Below are 18575 nucleotides of genomic sequence, written 5' to 3' on the forward strand. Positions count from 1 at the left end.
ACGATGCAGAGCGAAGCGATGAGGAGGAGTGGCGCCATGAGCCTGGTCAACTATGAGTGCCACGACCACGTCGCGACCATCACCTTGAACCGGCCCGAGGCCCGCAACGCCATCAACGGGGCGATGCGCGAGGACCTCAACGCCGCCTGGGACCGGTTCCGCGCCGAGGAGGACGCCTGGGTCGGGATTCTCACGGCCGAAGGCGACGTGTTCTGCGCCGGCGCCGATCTCAAGGACTCGGCGGGCGCGGTCGGCACCTTTCCCGGCACGTTCTGGGAGAAGCCCACGATCAACTCGTTCGAATCGGGCATGGAACTCTTCAAGCCGACGATCGCCGCCGTGCACGGCCCGTGTGTGGGCTACGGCCTCACCGGATTGTTGTTCTGCGACTTCATCATCGCCAGCACCGATGCGGTGTTCCGCTTCCCCGAAGTGTCCCTGGGAGTGCCCACCATCGTCGGGGCGATCCGGCTGCCGCAGCGGGTGGGCTGGGCCAACGCGATGGAGCTGTTGTTGACCGGGGAGCCGATCAGCGCGCAACGCGCCAAGGACATCGGCCTGGTGTGGAAACTCGTCGAGCCCGACGCGCTGCAAGACACCGCCCGAGCCTGGGCACACACCCTCACCAAGGCCGCTCCCCTGGCGCAGCGCGCCACCAAGGAAGTGGCGTGGCGCGGCACCGACATGAGCTGGATCGACGCCGTGCGGTTCGGCGAAACGATGCGCAAGGTGGCCGCAGCGACCGAGGACGTCGCCGAGGGACTACAAGCGTGGCGAGAGCAGCGGCCACCGCAGTGGCGGGGCCGCTGACTCCCGAACGGCCAGTGGGGCCTAGGCCCCGGCCAGTGCTGCCAGCGCGGCGTCGTAGTTCGGCTCCTGGCCGATCTCCGGCACCAGCTCGGTGTAGGCGACGTTGCCGTCTGCGCCGATCACCACGATCGCCCGGCCCAGCAGTCCGGCCAGCGGACCATCGGCGATGGTGATCCCGTAGTCGGCACCGAAGCTGTCCCGGAAGCCCGAGGCGCTGGTGACATTCTCGATGTCCTCGGCACCGCAGAACCGCTTCTGCGCGAACGGCAGGTCGTTGGAGACACACAGCACGGCCCCACCCGCGGCCGCCCGCTCGTTGAAGGTCCGCACGCTGGTCGCACAGACCGGGGTGTCGACCGACGGGAAGATGTTCAGCAGAACCGGCTTACCGGCGAACTGCCCACTGTCCACCACGCTCAGGTCGGTTCCGGTCAAGCTGAACGCCGGTGCTGCCGAACCGACGGCCGGCAACTCGCCTACGGTGTTGATCTGGTTTCCCTTTAACGTGATCTGCGCCATGGCAACAGTCTGCCAAGCGCGTCAACCTGCGTCCACGGCGGGCCGCTGTCGCCGCGCTCAGCGCCCGGCGGCCACCGGCTCAGGCTTCTCGTGGGGCTCCAAGATCGGCGGGACCGTCGCGGCGGCCACCACACTCAAATAAGCCACCGCAAAGCACAGCACCACGTACCAGAGACATCCCACCGGGTCGCCGTTAGCGGTCAGCCCGCCCGACGCATCCAGGTAGGCCGGCAGGGCCGTCAGCCACAGCACCGTCATGACCGACAGATACACCGCGGCGTAGCGGACCATCAGCGGGTTGTCGTAGCGACCGGCGGCAAACAGATTCAGCCGCAAGCGGCGCCACTGGATGATCAGGATCGGGATGGCCACCGCGGTCATGATGAGAAGTTCAGCGGCATAGGCGATCCCGGTCAGCCTCCCGTCAGTGGCGGCACCGAGCAGGGTCGCCGGCAGCGGCAGGATGCCGGTGCCGAGCGAGGCCAGCACGCCGATGACGATCGTCCGCCACAACACCTGCAGCCCACCGAATCTCCGGCCGTGATCGACCTGACGACCGACCAACAGTTGGACACAGAACGCCAGCGACGCCGGCCACAGCGCCGCGAACACCACCACGCTGCCCATCGGCACCGAGGTGAACATGGGTTGGTTCAGCGGGTTGTCCACCGACCATTCCCACCAGCGCAGCTGCGGGCCGAGGTGGTCGAAGATCTCATAGAAGGCGTGGTGGACAAAGCCCACGCAGATCGCGCCGACGATGACACCGTAGCGCCGGAACACGCCCAGGATCCGGACGATCTCGAAGGAGATGGTGGCCATCATCGGGTAGATCGCGACGATGTACAGCGGGAGGCGCCCCCACAGGAATTCGACGGTGAACACGTTGTGCGCGAACATCGTGTCGACTTGATCGGCGATGCCGAACGCCCCGGGAAAATAGAGCGGCGGTTCGATGATCAGCAGATAGGCGATCGCCCCGAACCACAGTGCCAAGTTGGTGGCATCGCCGCGGCGGTACCGGATGATCGCGTAGATCAGTGCCAGCACGGCACCGGTGATCACGGTGATCTCCAGGACCGGCAGCGTCCAGTTCTCCAGCTGCAGGGGGTTGCGGAATTCCAGCAGTCCCCCGGCCTCGCCGCAGGAGAAGCCCAGCGACTCGGCGAGGCGCTCGAATGTCGGGGCACACAAGTCGGGCATCAGGCGCTCTTCTCCTCTGCGGTGTACCACTTGGTCACGTCGTAGCCGTCGTCATAGCGGGCGAACCACTCATTGGCCAGGACCGGGATCTTTTCGTGAGCCGGTTTGTGATTGGGCAGCTGGCTGCGGATGATACCGGCTACCGCGGTGGCCATTTCGCGCTTTGGCAGATGTTTGAAGGCGTCGGCGACAGGACCCTCGTCCGCGGGCCAGCCGAACGGGACCCGCCGCCTCCACGCCTGCTTGGCGCGGTAGGTACTGAACAGTGACAGGGCGTCAACCTTGCGGTCCGCCAAGGGAACGTGCCGATTGAAGCCCTCGCACGCCACCTTGATCACGCTCATCACGTGCTTGAAGATCGACGGCGCCATCCGCATCCGGTACCACGGGTCGTTGATGACATGGTCGTAGATGATCAGCGCGGAGCTGCGGTGCTCGACTTCCTCGACGAAGTGCCACAAGAACAGTGACGCCACCCGGTCGTCGCCCGGAGCGAACAGGGTGTTGTCGTGGTCGAGCATCAGCTTGAAGACCGGGGTGAAGGTGGCCTCGAGGTCGGCGGTGTAGGCCAGCCGGTAGTCCAGTGATTTTTCGGCGGCCATCTTGTCGAACATGGCGTTGCACTCATCGACGGTCTCCTTGAGACCCGGGTAGGCCCTGACCAATGCCTTGGCATGGCCGCGGTGGGCCATGGAGTGCTGACCCTCCTGACGCACGAAGGCGTCGGCCTCTTCGGCGACCACCGGGTCGGTGATCAGCGGCATCGCCTCGGCGATCATGCCGCCGATCATCTTCTCGAAGCCGATCGCCAGCAGCGAGACAGCGTTGGCCATCGACGAGAACGCCGGGTTGGCTTCGTTCCACAAAAACGGCACGGGGTACTCGGCGAACGCGAACCGCAGTTTGCGCACGATCAGGTCGGTCATCACTACCTCAGCTCAAAACATACAACTGGACATCTTCGCGTATGATTGTTCGATGCACCAAGCTTGTCAAGCAGGCCACTGATGGCACGCCGACGGGGCTGGGGAGGCAACCCGCCACACACCGACGAAGAAGCCGGCCGGCGAATCATCGCCGCGGCCGTCGAGCTGGTCGCCGAGACCGGGTCGGCGGTGTCGCTGGCCGACGTCGCCACGTCACTCGGGGTGATCCGCCAGACGGTGTATCGCTACTTCCCCACCGCCGATGCGCTGATGCGCGCCGTGGCCATCGCCTCCGTCGACGACTTCCTCGACCGGCTCACCGAGCACGTGCACGGCATTCACGGCCCCGCCGACGCGCTCGCCGAAGGCGCCGTCTACACCCTCGATGCCGTAGCCCGCTCCCCACACCTGGGCGCCATGTTGTCGTCATCGTCGGCGCACAACCGAGAGATGGCCTCGCAAGAGGCCCGCGACTTCGGCATGCGGATGATCGAGCGCTTCGACGTCGACTGGAAGCGACACGGCTACGACGAAGCGGCGCTGCGCGAACTCGTGGAGTTCACCCTGCGGATCATGCTCTCGTTCGTCGTGGCCCCCAACGATCCGGATCGCTCCCCCGATGAGCTGCGCCGATTCCTGCGCCGCTGGCTCGGCGAAGCCGTCGCCGCCCAGCCGCGGCACGCCATCGACTGACCCGCCTCCCCATACCCCCTAGGGTTCTTCGGGAATATTCGTATACCCTATGGGGTATAGTATTCACGAAGCGGCCGAGTGGAGGGAATCAAGACGTGATGGGTATGCGCGCGATCGTGAGCCGAGCCTGGGTCCCCGTCGTGGTCGCGTCGGCGGCAGTCGTCGGAACACTGGCCGTCATCAACCTGCGTGGCGCGTTCGGCGCCGACGAGATCTTCCGCTGGGACGGCAGCGGTTCGCAGGTGATCAACTCGATCAACGAAAAGCAGGTCCGCTACGAGGTTTTCGGGTCTGACACCGTGGCCGGCTCGGTGAGCTATCTGAACCCCGAGGCCCAGCCCGCGCAGGCGACGTTCACCGGCTTGCCCTGGAGCCACACCATGACCACCACAAGTCCATCTGTCATCGGCAATCTGGTCGCCCAAGGTGATGGCGACCAGATCGGCTGCCGCATCACGGTCAACGGCGCCGTCAAAGACGAGCAGCTGGCCACCGGGCACCACGCCCAGGTGTTCTGTCTGGTCAAAGGCGCATGAGCGGGCACGGCACCCCTCGCCCGGGGTATATGCGGGCGGTTCGCCGGCTGGCCTGGCCGCTGGTGATCTTCTGGCTGCTACTGACCGTCGGTCTCAACGTGCTGGTTCCGCCGATCGAGTCGGTGGCGCGCGAGAACGCGGTCACGATGTCGCCCCAGGACGCGCCGTCGATGATCGCGGCCAAGCACATCGGCGCCACGTTCGACGAATTCGACTCCGATGCCATGGTGATGCTAGTGCTCGAAGGCGAGACCGAGCTGGGTCCCGAGGCGCATCGCTATTACGACACCGTGATCGCCAAACTGGCGGCCGATCACGAACACGTCCAGCACATCGCGGACCTGTGGGGCGACCCGATCACCGCCGCCGGAGTGCAAAGCACCGACGGCAAAGCCGCCTACGCGCAGATCAACACCGCGGGTGATCAGGGCAGCACCCTGGGCAACGAGTCGGTCGACGCGGTTTCCAAGATCGTCGGCTCGGTCCCAACACCGGACGGTGTGAAGACCTATGTCACCGGCCAGGCCGCTCTGACCACCGATATGAACGAAGCCGCCGACAAGAGCATGCTCAAGATGATGGGCGTGACCGGAGTGGTCATCATCGTCATGCTGGCCATCGTCTACCGTTCCGCCGCCACCGTGGCGCTCGCGCTGGCGATGGTGGGCTTCGAGATGGGCAGTGCGCGTGGGCTCGTCGCACTCCTCGGGCACCATGGCCTACTGGGCTTCTCGACGTTCGTGGTCGCGATGCTGTCGTCGCTGGCGATCGCGGCCGGGACCGACTACGCGATCTTCCTGATCGGGCGTTACCACGAAGCCCGCAATGCCGGCGAAGACCCCGAGACCGCCTGGTACTCGATGTTTCGCGGCACCTGGCATGTCATCTTGGGCTCGGGACTGACGATCGCGGGCGCGTCACTGTGTCTGCATTTCGCCCGGCTGTCCTACTTCAAAGCCCTGGGCATCCCGTCGGCCCTGGGTCTGCTGGTGGTCATCGCCGGTGCGCTCACCGTGGCCCCGGCCATCGTCGCGATCGCCACCCGGCACGGTCTGCTGGAGCCCAAGCGGGTCGAGGGCCGCGGCTGGCGGCGCATCGGAACCGCCAATGTCCGCTGGCCCGGTGCGGTTTTCGTGGCGGCGCTGTTGGTCACCCTGGCCGGGATACTGGCGGTGCCCAGCATGAAGATCAGCTTCAACGACCGTCACTACATCCCGGCTAGCCTGCCCGCGAACGTCGGATACGACGCAGCCGAACGTCATTTCAGCGCCGCCCGGATGAACCCCGACGTCCTGATGGTCGAAAGCGACCACGATCTTCGCAATCCTGCCGACATGATCATCTTGGACCGCATTGCCAAGAACATGTTTGCCACCCGCGGAGTAGAACGGGTGCAGAGCATCACCCGGCCGTTGGGCAGCCCGATCGACCACACCTCGATACCGTTTCAGGTCAGCATGCAGGCCGTCCCGATCCAGGAGAACCTGCAGTTCATGACCGACCGGCTGTCAGACATGGTCAAGATGAGCGACGACCTGGGCGCCACCGTCGACTCCATGGTGCGACTGCGCGACCTGGTCAACCAGATGAACAGCACCACCGACAAGATGAGCGTCGACATGGCCACGGTCACCGCGACCGTCGACGAGATCCGCGACCACATCGCAGATTTCGATGATGTAGTGCGCCCGATCCGCAACTACTTCTACTGGGAGCAGCACTGTTTCAACATCCCGGCGTGTGATGCGATCCGGTCGGTCTTCGACGCCTACGACGGCATGGACAAGTTCAGCGAGGACATGCGGCCGCTGCTGGCCGACATGGCCGAGGTGAACACGGTGATGCCGCAGCTGGTCGGACAGTTCGACCCGATGATCGCGGTGGCGAAATCCATGCAGGGCAGCCTGCTCGCGATGCATTCGAGCTTCTCCGGGTTGGTGACCCAGATGTCCAGGATGACCGACACGGCCACCGAGATGGGCCGGGCCTTCGACGCCTCCAAGGCGGACGACTACTTTTATCTGCCCCCGGAGGCCTTCGACAACCCCGATTTCCAGAAGGGCCTCAAGCTGTTCTTGTCCCCGGACGGTAAGGCGGCGCGGTTCATCGTCACCTACGACGCCGACCCGGCCACCCCCAAGGGCATCTCATTCGTCGAGCCGATGCTGGCCGCCGCTCACGACGCGGTGAAGGGAACACCGCTGACCGGCGCCAAGTTCTACCTCACCGGAACCGCGGCGGTGTACAACGACATTCAGACCGGCTCGACCTACGACATCCTTATCGTCGGGGCGGCGGCGGTGACGCTGATCTTCATCGTGATGCTGCTGATCACCCGGGCGCTGGTCGCCTCCGCGGTGATCGTCGGGACGGTGCTGCTGTCGCTGGGTGCGGCATTCGGCCTGACCGTGGTGGTGTGGCAGCACATCCTCGGGCTCCCCTTGAACTGGATCGCGCCGGTGTTCGGGGTGATCATCCTGCTGGCGGTGGGCTCGGACTACAACTTGCTGCTGGTCTCCCGGTTCTCTGAGGAGATCGGCGCCGGGATCAAGACCGGGATCATCCGTTCGATCGGCGGAACCGGATCGGTGGTCACCGCCGCGGGCCTGGTGTTCGCCTTCACAATGATGTCGATGGCGGTCAGCGACCTGTATTCGATCGGTCAGGCCGGCAGCACCATAGGGCTCGGTCTGTTGTTCGACACCCTGATCGTGCGCTCGTTCCTGACGCCCTCGATCGCGGCGCTGCTGGGCCGGTGGTTCTGGTGGCCGCAAAACATCCAGAACACCCGGCGAATCCGGATGGCGCCGAACCGGCCCCCCGTTGAAAGCGGCGCGCCCACTACCCCGCTGCCGGTGACCGCGGGATCACCGTAGGCCGAAAGTCGTACTGGGTGGCCGCGCCGCCGATCCCACCCCGTGCCGCCAGGCTGCCGAACGGCACCATCGGCGGCACCGCGGCCGCGTTGCCCATCCCCGCCGCCGGGGCCGCTACCCCGCCGACAGACGGCAGCGTCGTGGCCACCGGAGAGCTGGCCACACCCAGTCCGGTCCAGGCCGGCGGCACCGACAACGCGCCGATCGAAGCGGCTCGGCCCAACCCCGCGGTGGCCGCCGTTCCGCCGGAGAAGCCGGTCAGCGTCACGGTGTTCGCCGCGCCGCCGGCGGAGCTGAGCAGGCCCGAGGCCGCCCCACCGGCGGCCGCCACACCCGCCGCGGCGCCCTTGGCCCCGTTGGAGCCGCCCATCAGCATCCGCATCAGCATGCTCATCGGCATCATGGCCATGCGCATCGGCATCATCAGCGAGTTCAGGCTCGACATCGAGGACGACATCGACCCACCCGTCGAAGCCTCCTCGGTCGGTGCGGCCAGTGCTTGTAGGGCCGTCGGGGTCGTCGAGAGCAGTTGCGGCCCTTGCGACATCAATGCCTCGGTGTCGGTACCGGTGGTCGCGGCAGCCGACTGCGCGACGGAGGCCACCTGGCCCGCCTGCCGGGACGGGTCGGTGGTCTGCGGCGGCGAGGCGAACGGCGTGACCTGGGTGGCGACCGCCGACGCTCCGGCGTAGCCGTACATGGCCGCGGCGTCCTGTGCCCACATCTGAAGGTACTGCGCCTCGGTCGTGGCGATCGCCGCGGTGTTCTGCCCCAGGAGATTGGTGGCGATCAGCGTCTCCTGCAGGGTGCGGTTGGCGGCGATCAGCGGCGGCGGAACCGTTGCCGCGTGGGCGGATTCGTAGGCCGTGACGGCGGCGGCCAGTTGGGCGCCGGCCTGTTCGGCCTGTGCCCCCGTGGCACTGAGCCAGGTCACGTAGGGGCTTGCCGCGGCTGCCATCGTCACCGCCGAGGCGCCCAGCCAGGAACCACTCGTCAGACCCGCGATCACCGAACCGTAGGACGCGGCGGCGGAGTTCAGTTCGGCGGCCAAGTCCTGCCAGGCGGCCGCAGAGGCCAGCAACGAAGCCGGGCCGGGGCCGGCGTACATGCGCGCCGAATTGATCTCCGGCGGCAGGGCTCCGTAGTCCATTGCCTCCCCTTATCTCTTGGCCGGCAATCGATCCGGCAAGATGCTTTAGGAAGGCTAGCTAGCTATTTTTGGCGCCCGACAGGTCTGCGCTGTGCGCCCGCTGTGCGCGCCCACGGTGCTGCAGCAGCCACCTCAGCGCGCACCGAGCGTGCCCGCCACATACTGTTCGCGGCACGCGGTGCGGCCGAGTTTTCCGCTGGTGGTGCGTGGGATTGCCCCGGCAGGGACGAATCGGACATCGGCGGCCTTCACCCCGTGCACCCGCTGCACCTCCGCGCGGATTGCCTCGATCGCCGGCCCGGGGTCCTTGCGGCCGGTGCCGGTCGCCCGCTCGGCGACGATCACCAGCTGATCGGCGATCTCCGCCGGCGCAGCGAATGCGACCACGTAGCCGCCCCGCACCATCGGTGAGGCCGCCGCGACGGTGGCCTCGATGTCCTGGGGATAGTGGCCGCGTCCCCCAAGGGTCATCAGGTCCACCGTGCGGCCGGTCACGTAGAGCTCACCGCCAAAGTAGAAGCCCAGGTCGCCGGTGCGCAGCCATCCGCCGTCGGCCGGTGTCGAGCTGGCATGGCTGCCGTGGTCAAGCCGAGACCGCAGGCGGGCACCGAATGCGTGCCGGGTCTCATCGGGCCTGCCCCAGTAGCCGGCGGTGACGTTGTCACCCTGCAGCCAGATCTCACCGATGTGGCCGTGGGGCAATTCCGCGCCGGCCTCGGCGTCGACGATCACCGCCGACAGGCTGCGGGCGACCTGACCGCACGAGACCTGGGCCACCGCGGCCGGGGCATCGGCGGCCACCGGCGCCGCGCGGCCGGCACCGAGTTGATCACGGTCCACGTACAACACGCTCGCCTGAGCGTCGGGAGCGATGGTGGCCACGAACAGCGTGGCCTCGGCGATCCCGTAGGACGGCTTGATGGCGGTGGACGGCAACCCATACGGCGCGAACGCCTCGTTGAAGGCGGTGATCGCCGCCATGTTCACCGGTTCGGATCCGATGATCATCACCACGTTGGCCAGGTCGACATCGGCACCCGGCGCTGGTAGGCCCCGCGCCGCGGTCAGCTCATAGGCGAAGTTGGGTGCGGCGGTGACCACCCGGCCACGCCGCGAGGCGTCCGACAGCGCGTTGATCCAGCGCTGCGGTCGGCGGATGAATGCCGTCGGCGAGATCAGCGTGGAGTGGCCCCCGTAGACCGCTGGAAATCCGATCATGGACAGACCCATGTCGTGATAGAGCGGTAACCAGCTGAGCCCATGGGTATTTCGATCCAGCATGTCGATCGACAGGATCATCTGCAGCAGGTTGGTGGCAACCGAGCGGTGGGTGACCTGCACGCCGATCGGTGGCCGTGTGGTGCCCGAGGTGTACTGCAGGTGCGAGACGTCGTCGACATCGATCTCGACGGGCACGAAGTCCTCCCCCGCCGAGTCCGGTATCTCGTCGATGACCACCACGTGGGGCTGCAACTGCTGGGGCAGCCTGCCCAGAAATTCGTCGACGATGTGCCGCACCGCAGCTGTCGTCAGGACCACGGCCGGAGTGGAATCTCGCAAGGCGGTGTCGAGTCGCTCGGCGTGCCCCGGGAGTTCGGGAGCGAACAGGGGCACCGCGACGGTTGCGCATTTGACGGCGGCATAGAACCCGGTGACGTAGTCCAGTCCCTGCGGCGCCAGGATCGCGACGCGGTCACCGGGGGCCGTGAGACCTTGCAGGCGGGCGCCGACAGCGCGCAATCGCTCGCCGAGTTGTGTCCAGGTCAGCTCCACCGCCTGGCCCTCGACCTGGCCGGCATAGTCGAGGTAGCGGAATGCCACCGCGTCCCCCACATTGGCGATATTGCGGTCGATCAGCGAGATCAGGGTTTCGCCCGGCGGCAGAACGATGCCGCCCTCGGAGTCCAGGCACTCCTCGATCTGGACCAATCCCTTGCGGGCCGTCGGGCGCGGCATCTGCGTCATGCCCGCAGTCTAAGTCCCAGCTCGTTGGGCGAAGCCTGCTTCGAACGTCAAAGGACCTCCACCACAATGGAGTTGGTGCAGTGACCGATCACATAGCCGGTTCGCGCAGCGCCAGACTGATGAAGAGATAGCCCATGCAGATCAGCAGATTGAGCGAAGCGATCATCAGGCCGGCCACGATGAGCGCGTTCGTCAGGCGACGCCGATTACGCCGTGCCCGGGCCAGTCGCTGCTCATGCTTCATCTCCGTGGCGGCAAGCGCGAACGCATAATCGACCGATTCCGCCGACGCCAGCGGTGCACCGACCGCCATTTCACGAAGCCGAGCGGGCGGAATGCGGACGCCCACGCCGGCGAAGCGCCGGCTCATCCGACGGGCCGCCCAGCGGCCGACCACCACGGGCTGCGGCGCCTGCTCCCAGTGTTCTGCCCACCGGTCCGACCGGTACGTCATAAACCTTGAGTTTAGCCACTTCGGGCCACGAATCCGATGCCTTCGCGGCAGTTCTGCGGCATCAGCGGCGCCGTGCTGAAGATGTAGGCAAAACCGAACTATCGCTCAGCGTACGGCGGCACAATACGGGGAGGAAGCAAGCTGGGACCGCCGCATTGATCCGGTGAAAAGGGAGCGAAATTTCCATGACGACGATCGAGACGAACTCAACGGCGAGCACACCGGTCGAACGCGATGTCGACGCCGACGTCGCAGCTGTGCAGAAGTACTTCGACAGCCCTCGATTCGAAGGCATCACCCGTCTCTACAGCGCTCGTCAAGTCGTCGAGCAGCGCGGCACCATCCCCGCCGACTATCCGGTCGCTCGGGAGGCAGCCACCGCGTTCTACGCCCGGCTGCGTGAGCTGTTCGCCGCCAAGAAGAGCATCACCACCTTCGGGCCGTATTCGCCCGGCCAGGCGGTGGTGATGAAGCGGGTCGGCATCGAGGGCATCTACCTCGGCGGCTGGGCGACCTCGGCGAAGGGCTCCATCACCGAGGACCCGGGCCCAGACCTGGCCAGCTACCCGCTCAGTCAGGTACCCGACGAGGCGGCCGGGCTGGTGCGTGCCCTGCTCACCGCCGACCGCAACCAGCAGTACCTACGCCTGCAGATGACCGCGGAGCAGCGCGCCGCCACTCCCGCCGTGGATTATCGGCCGTTCATCATCGCCGACGCCGACACAGGCCACGGCGGTGATCCGCACGTGCGCAACCTGATCCGGCGCTTCGTCGAATCCGGTGTCCCCGGCTATCACATCGAGGACCAGCGGCCCGGCACCAAGAAGTGTGGGCACCAGGGCGGCAAGGTGCTGGTGCCCTCCGACGAGCAGATCAAGCGGCTCAACACCGCCCGCTTCCAGCTGGACATGATGGGCGTGCCGGGCATCATCGTGGCGCGCACCGACGCCGAGGCGGCCAACCTGGTCGAGAGCCGCTCCGACGAGCGCGACCAGCCGTTCATCCTGGGCACCACCAACCTGAAGATCCCGTCCTACAAGGCGTGTTTCCTAGCGATGACGCGGCGGTTCTACGACTCGGGCATCAAAGAGATCAACGGCCACCTGCTCTACGCCCTGCCCGAGGGCGAGTACGCCGAGGCGGACACCTGGCTGGAACGCCAGGGCATCACCGAGCTGATCACCACGGCCGCGAAGGGCTGGAGCAGCGACGGAAGCCAGTCGGTCGACACCCTCTTCGACGAGATCGAGTCGAAGTTCGTGGAGGCCTGGCAGAACGACGCCGGGCTGATGACATTCGCCGATGCGGTCGCCGAGATGCTGGACTTCGCCGAGCGCGAGGGTGAGCCCAAGGAGATGACCGCCGCGCAGTGGCGCGAATTCTCTTTCCGCGCACCGCTGTACACCGCGCGGGCGAAAGCTGCCGAGCTCAACGCCGACCCAGGCTGGGACTGCGACCGGGCCAAGACTCCCGAAGGCTACTTCCAGGTGCGCGGCGGCATCCCGTATGCGATCGCCAAGTCGCTGGCCGCGGCGCCGTTCGCCGACATTCTGTGGATGGAGACCAAGACCGCCGATCTCGCCGAGGCCCGCGAGTTCGCCGAGGCGATCCACGCGGTGTATCCCGACCAGATGCTGGCCTACAACCTGTCCCCGTCGTTCAACTGGGACACCACCGGCATGACCGACGACCAGATGCGGGCATTCCCCGCCGAGATCGGCAAGTTGGGCTTCGTCTTCAACTTCATCACCTACGGCGGCCACCAGGTCGACGGCGTGGCCTCCGAGGAATTCGCGGCCACCCTGTTGCAGGACGGCATGCTGGCGCTGGCCCGTCTGCAGCGCAAGATGCGGCTGGTGGAGTCGCCGTACCGCACCCCGCAGACGCTGGTCGGCGGCCCGCGCAGCGACGCTGCGCTGGCCGCGTCGTCGGGCCGCACCGCCACCACCAAGGCGATGGGCGCCGGGTCCACCCAACATCAGCATTTGGTGCAGACCGAGGTGCCCAAGAAGCTGCTGGAGGATTGGCTGGCGTTGTGGGCCGAGCACTATCAGCTCGGCGAGAAGCTGCGTGCGCAACTGCGGCCCACCCGTCCCGGATCCGACGTGCTGGAACTGGGGATCTACGGCGAGGGCGACGAGAAGCTCGCCAACGTGATCGTCGACCCGATCAAGGATCGGCACGGTCGCAGCATCTTGACGGTGCGCGACCAGAACACCTTCGCCGAGAAGCTCCGCCAGAAGCGGCTGATGGACCTGGCCCACCTGTGGCTGATCCACCGGTTCAAGGCTGCGGCGGTGCACTACGTCACGCCCACCCAGGACAACCTGTATCAGACGGAGAAGATGATGGAGCACGGCATCTTCAGCAGCGTCAACCAGGAGGTCGGCGAGATCATCGTCGCCGATGTCAACCAGCCGCGCATCGACGAGCTGCTGGCATCGGACCGGGCGGCGCTGGGCAAGCTGATCAGCAAAGAGGGCTAGTCCCGGGGACTCAGCGAACTGTCGTGCGGAACCGATCGCGGTAGGCCTTCGGCGACACGCCTAAGTGATCGACGAACACCCGACGGAGGGTTTCGGGGCTGCCGAAGCCCGCACGGTGTGCGGACTCGGTGACGCTGTGGCCGGCGTCAAGCGCAGCACGGGCGGCATCGATGCGTACCGTTTCGACGTAGCGGGCCGGGGTGGTCCCGAGTTCGGCCTGAAACAGCCTGGTCAGTTGCCGGCTGCTCAAGGCGGCCCGCCGGGCAAGAGCGTCCACGCTGTGGTCGTCGGCCGGGTTCGCCATGATCGCATCGGCAACCTGGCGCAGCGCAGACTGCGGGGGCGGATCGGCCTCGACCAGCGCGGAGAATTGTGACTGTCCGCCTGCGCGTTTGAGGTAGACCACCAACCAACGAGCGACCTCGCGAACCAGCTTGCTGCCGTGATCCATTTCGACCAACGCCAATGCGAGGTCGATGCCGGATGACACCCCAGCTGAGGTGTAGACGTTGCCATCACGAATGAAGATGGCGTCCGGCTCGACTGTGACGTCGGGGAAGGCCCGCGCGAACAACCGGGCGTCGTGCCAGTGCGTGGTGGCACGACGGCCGCTGAGCACGCCGGCCTGAGCCAGGATGAAGGACCCGGTGCAGATGGACGCCAGACGGCGGGTTCGGCTTGCCACCGATCTGACGGCTTCGACAAGCGCGGGATCGATGGGGCGCCGGGGCAGATGGTCGCCACCGGCCACCAACACGGTGTCGGCAGAACCGATGGCGGCAAGGCTGTCGGTGACACCCAGCCGGGCTCCGATCGACGTCGTCACGTCGCGGCCATCCACCGAGGCGATCTTGACCACGTAGTTCGCGCCGAACCTGTTCGCTTCGACGAAGACCTCCCCGGCCCCCGCGACATCCAGGATCGTCACGTCATCGAAGACGACGATCACCACCAGCCGCGGCCTGGCACCGGCGTCAGTCACGCAGCCATTATGTCGCTTTCAGTGCGCGATACGGCTCCGGGAGCATGTCGCATTCTGTGGGAAAGGCGGCGCGAACGCCCACGGCCGAGGCATCCAGCCAAACGCAGAATGGCTACAGGCCCAAACAAGGAGATGCGTCCATGACCCAGTCGATCGAGACCATTGCCGACATCACCATTCCCGACTCGGCGTTGGCGCGGGAGATAACCGAGTTCATTCGAGACACCGAAGACGACCTGCTCTTCGACCATTCGCGCCGGGTGTTTCTGTTCGGCGCGCTGCAGGGCCGCCGCCGCGGGCTGCAACCGGACCTGGAGCTGCTCTACGCCGGCGCGATGTTTCACGATCTGGGCCTCACCCAGCGCTACCGCAGCTCCGCACTTCGCTTCGAGGTCGACGGTGCCAACGCGGCGCGAGATTTCCTGCTGCAGCGTGGAGTCGGCGAAGCCGAGGCCGGCAAGGTGTGGCTCGCCATCGCCCTGCACACCACCCCGGGCGTACCCGAGTTCCTCGCCCCGGAAATCGCCTTGGTCACCGCTGGTGTCGAAACCGATGTGATCGGCCTCGGCCTCGATGACCTGTCCGCCGAGGACATCGCGGCAGTCACCACTGCTCATCGACGTCCGGACTTCAAAAGGCGGATTCTCGCGGCCTTCAACGACGGCATGGAGCATCGGCCGCAGAGCACCTACGGCACCATGAACGCCGATGTCCTCGCTCATTTCGACCCCGAGTTCGTGCCCGTCAACTTCGCCGAACTAATCCTCAACAACCCCTGGCCCGAGTAGGCCCCGAGAACGCGGCTACCCGCGGATCCCCGCAATGGTGTCGGCCAGTGTTTCCCGAGGGGTTCGGAACACGATGCCGAGCTCACGCTCGGCAGGGGTGTCATCGGATTCGGGCATCTGGGTGTAGTACTGCATCCCGGCCTCGGTGAACGGAGTCGAGATCGGCAGCACCTGCTCGACTTGATCCAAGACGCGGCCCGCCCAGCGCAGCGCGACGTCCGGTATCGGCAGCGCGACCATGGGCGAACCCGACAGCTCTTGCAGCAGGCTCGCCAACTCTCCCGGCGGTACCCGCTGGCCACCGGCCATGTAGCGGCGCGGGCCCCGCCCCGGCTCCAGCAGCGCGAGATGCATTGCCGCGAGGTCACGAACGTCGATCACCATCCAGGCACTGCCGCGCCCGGGGATGACATGCATCTGCAGTGCGGCGCGTACACCTTCGCCGGCCTCCCCCAGCCGGTCTCCGACCGGCGGCCCGAGCACCATGCCCGGATAGGTGATGTTGACGGGGGCACCTGCGTCCTGCAGTCCGCGCGCGTAGAGGTCTTCACGGGCTTTCGACTGTCCATATCCGTCAGCGCCCCCGGCCACCGGCAGGTCAGCCCGCAGCATCGTCAGTCCCGGGTGAAACAGCGCAGTGAAACTGGAGACGTGAGTGATCGGGTCCAGCCCCAGCTCGACCGCTCCGCCGAGCACGTTGTGGGCGCCGGCCGAGTTCGTGGCCAGCATCTGCGCCGTCTGGCGTGGATCGGTGGCCACCACGGCGGCAGCGTGTATGACCGCATCGCAGCCGCGCAGAGCCTCGCGCACCGAGTCCGCGTCGGTGATGTCACCGACGACGTAGTCGGACACATCGACACCCAGCCGCTCCACGCTGCTGTGCAGACCCGCGGGGTTTCGAACCAGGAAGCGCACCCGGTGCCCGGCATCGGCGACCGCCTTGGCGGTCCAGCCTCCGACGAATCCGGTTCCACCGGTGATCAGTACGCGCATGGTGTCCATTCGCCAATACTGCTGAGGACAGCCCGATTTCGTCCGGTTTTGCGCTAAGTCCGTTTCGGCAACTGTCCCGCGATCAGCGGTGCGATCCTGTCGGCCATGTACGCATGACCGGCGTCGGTGGGGTGTACACCGTCCGGGCCGATCAGGTCGGGCAGGCCGACGAACCACCGCTCGGCGAGCGGATCGACGAACTCCGCACCGACCACGCGCGCCTCGGTACTAAGGACATCGCGGATCCGCCACACGTTGCCCGGGACGTCGGCGGTGGGCCACGGCGGGCCGATCACCAACATCCGCGCCCCCGGCGCGGTCCGGCGGGCCAAGCCCAGAGTGTCGGCGATCAGTCGGCTCAACTCGCCCGGCTCGACGTCTTGGTCATTACGCGAGCCGAAGAACACCACCAGCGCGTCGTCGGGTCGCACCGCACGGCGGGTCAGATCGCCGTACAGGGCACCGCGGTTGCCGCGCACGCCGTAACCCGCACCGCCCTCGGCGGCCACGTCGGCGCTGACGTACACCCCTCGGCCGGCCAGGTTCTGCCATGCGCGCTCGGTCCAGTTCGCCGCACCGCGGCCGGTGTCCTCGTACCCGGCGGTGTAGGAGTCACCGATCACCGCAATCCGATTCGGGGAGGCACTCAGTGGCACCATCTCGTAGTGGCGCGGCGAGTCGTGATCGCGCGACAAGTAGCCGGTCCCTGCGACCACTGCGACGACCCCGGCCACCATCACGACGGCGAACGTCATCACCCGACTCACGGCTACCTCCCCCAATCAACTTCAGCGAAGACTAGCCGGAACCGCGACCGAGGGCTCCTCAAGGACTTGGTCATCCGAGTCGTCCGAGTCGTTCGAATCGTCCAGGTCATCCAAGCCGTCCGGCTCCACCGGTTCGACCGCCAGGGGATCTTCGGTCGGTGTCACCTGGGCCGACTCGGGCCGGGCGCCGATCATCTTGCGCATCCAGTGCCGACCGGGCTCTTCAACAGCGTGGAACAGCAGCATCGAGAGCAGCGTCGCCGCCACCAGCAAGCCGCACACCATCCACTTGGCCGCGGTCGCCCCCTCGTCGAGCACAATCTCGAATTGCTGTGCCGCCCAATTCCAGGACGTGTGCACCAGCTCGTGGACCATGTACAGGCAGAACGAGATCTGCCCGCCGTAGACCATCACGCGGGTGGACAACAGCGCCGGAAGGCTGCCGATGCCGATCGCCAGGGCCATCACCAGCGGCACGAACAGCACATCGACCAGGCCGCCGCTGTCGTAGAGCCCCGAGATCGGGTGGCCGTCGAAGTAGTACAGGACACCGACCATCGCGACGATGAGCAGTGCGGAGCAATAGCCCGCGGCACGGCGGAACCGGTCCGTCGGGTTGATCTTGCGCACCGCGGCACAGGCCAGCGCGCCCGCGGTGAACTGCATGACGATGCGCGGCAACCAGCTCCACGGGCTGTAGAACTGGCCGGTCGCCAGCAACAGCAGCAGCGGCGGGAGCGAAGCGATGATCGCCAACGCCGCCAGCCCGCGCGCCGAGGTCACCCGCATCATCCGGTACACCGCCAGTACCAGCACCCCGAACAACAGATAGGCCAGCCACTCGGCACTGATCGACCAGGCCGGACCGTCCCAACTCGACCCGTCGAAGAACGGCTCGAACCACAGCTGCACCAGCAGGACCTGGCGCACATAGCTGATCGCGGTGATCCGGCTGAGATCCTCGGTGGGGACATGCCCGACGTGCAACGTGAAGATGACCCACAGCAGCGCCAGGTGCATCGTGACCAGGTAAATCGGCCAGACCCGGGCCAGGCGCAACCACAAGAAGTGCACCGTGGCGCGTGCGGAGAACGTCTCCCCCATTCGCTCCAGGTAGTTCCAGGTCAGTACGAAACCACTGAGGATGAAGAACAGGTCGACGCCCTGAGCACCACGGTCGAGCACCGGGGCGAGCGCATCGCTCAGCTCCGGGGACGCCAATCGCAGCAAGGGCCGGAAGTGAAACAGCACCACCCACACCGCGGCGATGATGCGAAGCCCGGTCAGGGCCTTGATCTCTCCGCTGCGCACAACACTCTTTCGCCGGGTGATTCCGCATGTCCTGGCTGCCTCGGGTGCGGGCCCGCCGAGACGGCCCGGCGATCGGCAGCCGCAACCCGGTAGCCGGCAGCCATCGAAGACTAGCA

16 protein-coding genes are annotated in these 18575 nt (G+C 66.6%); 6 read left to right on the plus strand and 10 right to left on the minus strand.

Features of this window, described 5'->3' with window-relative positions; all coding sequences use genetic code 11:
• The first annotated feature begins 36 nt into the window (after window positions 1-36).
• Window positions 37-810, plus strand: coding sequence for an enoyl-CoA hydratase/isomerase family protein (locus ACJH5R_RS06600; RefSeq protein WP_406757078.1), 774 nt, complete (start codon window positions 37-39; stop codon window positions 808-810).
• 21 nt (window positions 811-831) lie between these two features.
• On the opposite strand, the gene tpx is transcribed toward ACJH5R_RS06600, so the two are convergent.
• From tpx to ACJH5R_RS06615, 3 genes are read right to left on the minus strand one after another with little or no spacing between them, the layout of a single operon-like run.
• Window positions 832-1329, minus strand: a complete 498-nt coding sequence (gene tpx, locus ACJH5R_RS06605; protein WP_406757079.1) for a thiol peroxidase — start codon at window positions 1327-1329, stop codon at window positions 832-834.
• A gap of 57 nt (window positions 1330-1386) precedes the next feature.
• Entirely contained in the window at window positions 1387-2532 is a 1146-nt protein-coding gene (locus ACJH5R_RS06610) for a hypothetical protein (protein ID WP_406757080.1), read from the minus strand.
• The gene (locus tag ACJH5R_RS06615; RefSeq protein WP_406757081.1) at window positions 2532-3458 is read right to left on the minus strand and encodes a metal-dependent hydrolase; all 927 of its coding nucleotides are present in this window, start codon (window positions 3456-3458) and stop codon (window positions 2532-2534) included. The genes ACJH5R_RS06610 and ACJH5R_RS06615 overlap by 1 nt, the downstream gene beginning before the upstream one ends.
• Before the next feature lie 81 nt (window positions 3459-3539).
• Between ACJH5R_RS06615 and ACJH5R_RS06620 the strand changes: the two genes are divergently transcribed.
• The 3 genes from ACJH5R_RS06620 (at window position 3540) to ACJH5R_RS06630 (ending at window position 7563) form a co-directional block, all read left to right on the plus strand.
• On the plus strand, window positions 3540-4151 hold the full coding sequence (locus ACJH5R_RS06620) for a TetR/AcrR family transcriptional regulator (protein WP_406757082.1): 612 nt from the start codon (window positions 3540-3542) through the stop codon (window positions 4149-4151).
• Between the two features lie 104 nt (window positions 4152-4255).
• The gene (locus ACJH5R_RS06625) at window positions 4256-4687 is read left to right on the plus strand and encodes an MmpS family transport accessory protein (RefSeq protein WP_406757083.1); all 432 of its coding nucleotides are present in this window, start codon (window positions 4256-4258) and stop codon (window positions 4685-4687) included.
• A complete protein-coding gene (locus ACJH5R_RS06630) occupies window positions 4684-7563 on the plus strand; it encodes an RND family transporter (RefSeq protein WP_406781512.1) in 2880 nt (959 codons plus the stop codon). The genes ACJH5R_RS06625 and ACJH5R_RS06630 overlap by 4 nt, the downstream gene beginning before the upstream one ends.
• On the opposite strand, the gene ACJH5R_RS06635 is transcribed toward ACJH5R_RS06630, so the two are convergent.
• The 3 genes from ACJH5R_RS06635 to ACJH5R_RS06645 all read right to left on the minus strand — a co-directional run bounded on the left by ACJH5R_RS06635 (window position 7529) and on the right by ACJH5R_RS06645 (window position 11132).
• Window positions 7529-8713: a PPE family protein gene (locus ACJH5R_RS06635; RefSeq protein ID WP_406781513.1), complete on the minus strand. Its 1185-nt coding sequence runs from the start codon at window positions 8711-8713 to the stop codon at window positions 7529-7531. The genes ACJH5R_RS06630 and ACJH5R_RS06635 overlap by 35 nt on opposite strands.
• Before the next feature lie 132 nt (window positions 8714-8845).
• Window positions 8846-10678, minus strand: coding sequence for a fatty acyl-AMP ligase (locus ACJH5R_RS06640; protein WP_406781514.1), 1833 nt, complete (start codon window positions 10676-10678; stop codon window positions 8846-8848).
• 88 nt (window positions 10679-10766) lie between these two features.
• Entirely contained in the window at window positions 10767-11132 is a 366-nt protein-coding gene (locus ACJH5R_RS06645) for a hypothetical protein (RefSeq protein ID WP_406757087.1), read from the minus strand.
• A 185-nt stretch (window positions 11133-11317) separates the two neighbouring features.
• On the opposite strand from ACJH5R_RS06645, the gene aceA reads away from it, so the two are divergent.
• A complete protein-coding gene (aceA, locus tag ACJH5R_RS06650) occupies window positions 11318-13618 on the plus strand; it encodes an isocitrate lyase ICL2 (protein WP_406781515.1) in 2301 nt (766 codons plus the stop codon).
• A gap of 10 nt (window positions 13619-13628) precedes the next feature.
• Here the strand turns inward: aceA and ACJH5R_RS06655 are convergent, their stop codons facing one another.
• Window positions 13629-14600: a GlxA family transcriptional regulator gene (locus tag ACJH5R_RS06655; protein ID WP_406781516.1), complete on the minus strand. Its 972-nt coding sequence runs from the start codon at window positions 14598-14600 to the stop codon at window positions 13629-13631.
• 140 nt (window positions 14601-14740) lie between these two features.
• Here ACJH5R_RS06655 and ACJH5R_RS06660 point away from each other — a divergent pair, with 140 nt between their 5' ends.
• Window positions 14741-15388, plus strand: coding sequence for an HD domain-containing protein (locus tag ACJH5R_RS06660; protein WP_406781517.1), 648 nt, complete (start codon window positions 14741-14743; stop codon window positions 15386-15388).
• A gap of 15 nt (window positions 15389-15403) precedes the next feature.
• Here the strand turns inward: ACJH5R_RS06660 and ACJH5R_RS06665 are convergent, their stop codons facing one another.
• The 3 genes from ACJH5R_RS06665 to ACJH5R_RS06675 are packed head-to-tail and all read right to left on the minus strand — an operon-like array spanning window position 15404 to window position 18459.
• Complete coding sequence (locus ACJH5R_RS06665) at window positions 15404-16381, minus strand: NAD-dependent epimerase/dehydratase family protein (RefSeq protein WP_406781625.1); 978 nt, start codon at window positions 16379-16381, stop codon at window positions 15404-15406.
• Between the two features lie 53 nt (window positions 16382-16434).
• On the minus strand, window positions 16435-17148 hold the full coding sequence (locus tag ACJH5R_RS06670) for an Rv0518 family GDSL lipase (RefSeq protein WP_406781518.1): 714 nt from the start codon (window positions 17146-17148) through the stop codon (window positions 16435-16437).
• Between the two features lie 21 nt (window positions 17149-17169).
• On the minus strand, window positions 17170-18459 hold the full coding sequence (locus tag ACJH5R_RS06675; RefSeq protein ID WP_406781519.1) for an acyltransferase family protein: 1290 nt from the start codon (window positions 18457-18459) through the stop codon (window positions 17170-17172).
• Window positions 18460-18575: the final 116 nt, after the last annotated feature.

The organism is Mycobacterium sp. SMC-19, assembly GCF_045310815.1.
Classification (GTDB): Bacteria; Actinomycetota; Actinomycetes; order Mycobacteriales; family Mycobacteriaceae; genus Mycobacterium.

What these genes read in the sequence shown, in the direction of transcription:
- aceA (WP_406781515.1), top strand. Translation starts at nt 11,318, where the DNA reads ATGACGACGATCGAGACGAACTCAACGGCGAGCACACCGGTCGAACGC.
- ACJH5R_RS06660 (WP_406781517.1), top strand. Translation starts at nt 14,741, where the DNA reads ATGACCCAGTCGATCGAGACCATTGCCGACATCACCATTCCCGACTCG.
- ACJH5R_RS06635 (WP_406781513.1), bottom strand. Translation starts at nt 8,713, where the DNA reads ATGGACTACGGAGCCCTGCCGCCGGAGATCAATTCGGCGCGCATGTAC.
- ACJH5R_RS06610 (WP_406757080.1), bottom strand. Translation starts at nt 2,532, where the DNA reads ATGCCCGACTTGTGTGCCCCGACATTCGAGCGCCTCGCCGAGTCGCTG.
- ACJH5R_RS06630 (WP_406781512.1), top strand. Translation starts at nt 4,684, where the DNA reads ATGAGCGGGCACGGCACCCCTCGCCCGGGGTATATGCGGGCGGTTCGC.
- ACJH5R_RS06645 (WP_406757087.1), bottom strand. Translation starts at nt 11,132, where the DNA reads ATGACGTACCGGTCGGACCGGTGGGCAGAACACTGGGAGCAGGCGCCG.
- ACJH5R_RS06600 (WP_406757078.1), top strand. Translation starts at nt 37, where the DNA reads ATGAGCCTGGTCAACTATGAGTGCCACGACCACGTCGCGACCATCACC.
- tpx (WP_406757079.1), bottom strand. Translation starts at nt 1,329, where the DNA reads ATGGCGCAGATCACGTTAAAGGGAAACCAGATCAACACCGTAGGCGAG.
- ACJH5R_RS06615 (WP_406757081.1), bottom strand. Translation starts at nt 3,458, where the DNA reads ATGACCGACCTGATCGTGCGCAAACTGCGGTTCGCGTTCGCCGAGTAC.
- ACJH5R_RS06665 (WP_406781625.1), bottom strand. Translation starts at nt 16,381, where the DNA reads ATGCGCGTACTGATCACCGGTGGAACCGGATTCGTCGGAGGCTGGACC.
- ACJH5R_RS06620 (WP_406757082.1), top strand. Translation starts at nt 3,540, where the DNA reads ATGGCACGCCGACGGGGCTGGGGAGGCAACCCGCCACACACCGACGAA.
- ACJH5R_RS06625 (WP_406757083.1), top strand. Translation starts at nt 4,256, where the DNA reads ATGCGCGCGATCGTGAGCCGAGCCTGGGTCCCCGTCGTGGTCGCGTCG.
- ACJH5R_RS06640 (WP_406781514.1), bottom strand. Translation starts at nt 10,678, where the DNA reads ATGACGCAGATGCCGCGCCCGACGGCCCGCAAGGGATTGGTCCAGATC.